The organism is Micromonospora sp. BL4 (genome assembly GCF_003667505.1).
Lineage (GTDB): Bacteria > Actinomycetota > Actinomycetes > Mycobacteriales > Micromonosporaceae > Micromonospora.
In genome coordinates this window covers 1-4,027 of the sequence record NZ_RCVJ01000141.1, presented here as the reverse complement: position 1 = coordinate 4,027, position 4,027 = coordinate 1, and the positions used below count along the sequence as shown (strand labels likewise).

Annotated in this window: 4 protein-coding genes; 1 reads left to right on the top strand and 3 read right to left on the bottom strand. The window is 73.4% G+C overall.

What is annotated here, in order from left to right; all coding sequences use genetic code 11:
* From EAD89_RS17730 to EAD89_RS17720, 3 genes are all read right to left on the bottom strand, one after another.
* Nucleotides 1-966 (bottom strand): LacI family DNA-binding transcriptional regulator (locus EAD89_RS17730; protein ID WP_147458825.1); only part of this gene is annotated, 966 nt, incomplete at its 3' end.
* A 72-nt stretch (nt 967-1,038) separates the two neighbouring features.
* Nucleotides 1,039-2,418: an FAD-dependent oxidoreductase gene (locus EAD89_RS17725; RefSeq protein ID WP_121676521.1), complete on the bottom strand. Its 1,380-nt coding sequence runs from the start codon at nt 2,416-2,418 to the stop codon at nt 1,039-1,041.
* Between the two features lie 23 nt (nt 2,419-2,441).
* Nucleotides 2,442-3,578, bottom strand: a complete 1,137-nt coding sequence (locus EAD89_RS17720) for a glutamate--cysteine ligase (RefSeq protein WP_199723513.1) — start codon at nt 3,576-3,578, stop codon at nt 2,442-2,444.
* A 205-nt stretch (nt 3,579-3,783) separates the two neighbouring features.
* On the opposite strand from EAD89_RS17720, the gene EAD89_RS17715 reads away from it, so the two are divergent.
* Nucleotides 3,784-4,027: hypothetical protein (locus tag EAD89_RS17715; RefSeq protein ID WP_121676520.1), on the top strand; the 244-nt coding region annotated here is incomplete at its 3' end.

Here is a 4,027-nt window from a genome sequence, read left to right as displayed (position 1 = left end):
GGGTAGGCCGCGGTGGAGGAGGCTGGTGGGGAGGACGGTGGTTGACGGTGGGGAGTCGTCACCGGCGATCCGCCGGAACAGCCGTTCGGTGGCGATCCGCGCCAGCTCCCGGGTGTCGTACCCGACGACGGTGAGAGGCCTGGGCATCAGGTGGGCCAACTCGAAGTCGTCGAAGCCGACCAGCGCGGCGTCGCTGCCCCGCCGGTGCAGCTCCTGCAGAGCGCCGACGGTGAGCCGGTTGTTGCCGCAGAAGAAGGCGGTGGGCGGGTCCGGCAGGTCGAGCAGCTCGGCGACCGCCCGCCCGGCCTCCTCCGGCGCGATGAGCCGGTCGCGGACCAGCGAATCGTCGGGTTCGATCCCGGCGGCGGTCAGCGCCGCCCGGGCGCCGGCCAGCCGCTCGCGAATGGTCGGCACACTCGGGGCGCCGAGCAGGACCCCCACCCGACGGTGTCCCTCGTCGAGCAGAGCGCCGACCCCGGCACGGCTCCCGCCCTGGTTGTCCAGCAGCACGGCGTCCGCGAGCAGCCCCTGCGGCGGCCGGTCCAGGAAGACCACCGGCATGCCCAGCTCCACCTCGCGCCGCAGGAACGAATGGTCCAGGCCGGCCGGCACCACCAGCAGCCCGTCGACCCGGCGCTGGGTGAAATCCTGGAGCAGGGCGCGTTCCCGCTCCGGGTCCTCCTCGGAGGAGGCGGTGATCAGCATGGTCCCGTGCGCGGCGGCGATGTCGGCGGCGACGCTGGCGATGGTGGCGTAGAACGGGTTGGCGATCTCCTCGATGAGCAGCCCGACGGTGGCGTTGAGCTGCCGGGAGCGCAGGTTGCGGGCGATGTCGTTGCGCCGGAAGCCCAGCTCGGCGATGGCGGCCAGCACCCGGCCGACCAGTTCCTGCCCCACCGGCTCGTCGTTGACCACCCGGGAAACGGTCTTCAGGCTGACACCGGCGTGCCGGGCCACGTCGACCATCGTCGGGCGCCGGCGCGCGGTCGGCCGGGTCGGGGTCTGCGTCACGGGGTGGTCCTCCACGGGCGGCGCGGGTCAGCGGTCGACGGCGGCCAGCACGTCGACGGCTTTTCGGGCGGCGATCAGCACCGGGTCCCACACCGGCGCGTACGGCGGAGCGTAGCCCAGGTCGAGCGCCGTCATATCGTCCACCGTCATGCCGTTCCACAGCGCCACGGCCAGCGTGTCGATCCGTTTGGCCGCCTCGGACCAGCCGACGATCTGCGCGCCGAGCAGTCGCCCGCTCGGTCGCTCGGCGATCAGTTTGACGGTCATCCGCCGAGCACCGGGGTAGTAGCCGGCCCGGTTGGTCGAATCGGCGACCACGGAGATGAAGTCGAAGCCGGCCGCGGTGGCGTCCCGCTCACGCAGGCCGGTCCGGCCCACCTCCAGGTCGCAGACCTTCGTGACGGCCGTGCCGATCACGCCCGTGAAGGTGGCGTACCCGCCGCCGATGTTGATCCCGGCCACCCGGCCCTGCTTGTTGGCGTGCGTGCCCAGCGGTATGTGCACCGGCATCCCGCTGACCCGGTGCAGTGTCTCCACGCAGTCGCCGCCGGCCCAGATCCCCGGCATGCCGGGCACCCGCATCCGGCGGTCAACCCGGATCGCCCCGGTGGGCCCGAGTGGCAGCCCGGCCGCCTCGGCGAGCGCGGCGTTCGGGCGTACGCCCAGACCCAGGACCACGACGTCGGTCGGCATCGGCCCCTCGGCGGTGACCACCGCGGACACCCGGCCGTTCCGCTGTTCCAGGCCGGTCACCCGCAGGCCGGTGCGGATCGTGACGCCAAGGCCGCGCATCGCCTCGGCGACCAGCTCGGCCATGTCACCGTCGACGGTCGCCATGGGCTGGTCGCCCGCCTCGACCAGGGTGACGGAGAGGCCGCGCTGGATCAGGGCCTCGGCCATCTCGACGCCGATGTACCCGCCGCCGACCACCACCGCCCGCCGCGGCTGCGGCTCGCTGTCCAGCCAGTCGCGCAGTGCCGCGCCATCGTCGAGGGTCTGTATGCCGAACACGCCGCCCGCGTCGGTGTCCGCCCACGACGGCTTCATCGGCACCGCGCCGGCGGCGTACATCAGCTCGTCGAAGCGCTCGCGGATCTCGCCGCCGTGTTCCAGGTCCCGGGCGATCACCTCGCGGCGCTCCAGGTCGATGGCCGTCACCTCGTGGCGGGTCCGCACGTCGATGGCGTACTCGGTGCGGAACGTCTGCGGGGAGCGGGCGATCAACTCCTCGGGGTCGGACACCAGGCCGCTGATCCAGTACGGGATGCCGCACGCCGAGTAGGAGGTGAAGTGGCCACGTTCGAAGACCACGATCTCCAGGTCGTCAGGGCCCCGGCGGCGTCGAGCCTGCGACGCCGCCGACATGCCGGCGGCGTCCCCGCCGATGACGATCAGCCGTTGCGCCACGGGATCATCCTGTCACGAGGTGTTCAGCCGCGGGTCTGTCGCGCCACGTCCCGCACCACGTCGGTGAGCTTTCCGGTGCGGGCGAACACGGCCCGCTGCCGCGCCGCGCCGGTGCCGTGCCGGCGCAGTCCGCTGAGCAGGTCGGTCACCTCGGCCCAGTCGCCGTGCTGCTCCAGCGCCGGCCGCATGCGTTCCACGAACCGGTCCAGCAGCTCCCAGGCCGGGCGCAGCTCGCCGGTGGTGACGTCGACGCCGTCGCCCTCCAGGCCGTCGTGGGCGGCCCGCCAGTGCGCGCCGACCAGCAGGTGGTGATCGGTGGGCAGCGCCGGCCGGCCGGCCTCGACGTCCGACATGGCGGTGGCCACCAGGGCCCGGACCAGCGCGGCGACCAGCACCGCGTCGTCCACGGACGGGCAGACGTCGCCGATCCGCAGCTCGACGGTCGGGTACTTCGCCGACAGCCGGGCGTACCAGTAGAGCATTCCCTCGTCGAGCATCACCCCGCTGGCGATCAGCTGGCGGATCAGCCGCCCGTAGTGCTCGTGCGACTCCAGCCAGGGCGTCGGCGCCACCGACGGCCAACGTTCCCACTCCACCGAGCGCCAACTGGCGTAGCCGGTGTCCTCGCCGCGGGCGAACGGGGAGTTGGTGGTCACCGCGTGCAGCATCGGCAGCCAGGGCCGGACGTGGTTCAACACCTGCACGCCGGTTTCCGGGTCCGGCACACCCACGTGCACGTGCATGCCGTTGTTGCCGGGACCCGGGACGAGCAGCCGGAACCGTTCGATCATCCGGTCGAAGCGGGGTTTGTCCACCACCGGCGGCACCGGACCGTCCACCGGCCCGGTGCCGATGGCCAGCAGCCGTACGCCGGCCCGCTCGGCGGCGTCGGCGAGCGCCCGGCGCAGCACGCCGAGGGAGTGCCGGATCGAGGAGAGCTCGAGGCCGGGCGGGCTGCCGATCTCGATCTGGCTGGTCTGGAACTCCCGCTCCACCTGCCCGCGCAGTTCGGCCGGCACCTGTTCGAGGACCAGGTCGACGGCGGGTACCGCGGCTCCGGTGTGCGGGTCGACGAGCAGGAACTCCTCCTCGACACCCACGGTGAGCAATTCGGTCCCCGCGGTCGTCCCGCTGGGCGCCTCCGCCACCTGGCCGGTCATCGCCACCACCGTCCGTTCCTGCCGGTCGCGGTCCGTCCGCGTCGGTCGGTCGCATGGTTACCCACCGTGGCGATGACGGGAAACGTGGTGACGGCGCGTCGGCCCGCGTGTCGAGCTCAACTGCGCGTCGCACTCCGCGTGTCGGTCCGACCCGGATGGCCGCGATCCGATCGGTCGGCGTGACGCGGGGTCCTAGGCTGGATCCGTGCCGGTACCGCTGGGGATTCTCGGGGTTGCGTGGGTGTCCGCGTTCGCGCAGCTCACCCTGCTCGCGCTGCGCCCGGCCGACCTGCTCGCCGGCGCCGCGTTGACGGCCCTGGTGCTGCTCGCCGTGCTGCTCGCGGCGCGGGTGCCGGGCCGCTCGGGTGTGCCGGGCGGCGCCCGGCGCTGGACCGGGCTGCGGGCCCGTTCCCGCGGTCGCCGGGTGCCCCGGCAGGTCGCCGCGACCG

Coding starts and splice junctions, on each gene's coding strand:
- EAD89_RS17720 (WP_199723513.1), bottom strand. CDS start 3,578: ATGACCGGCCAGGTGGCGGAGGCGCCCAGCGGGACGACCGCGGGGACC.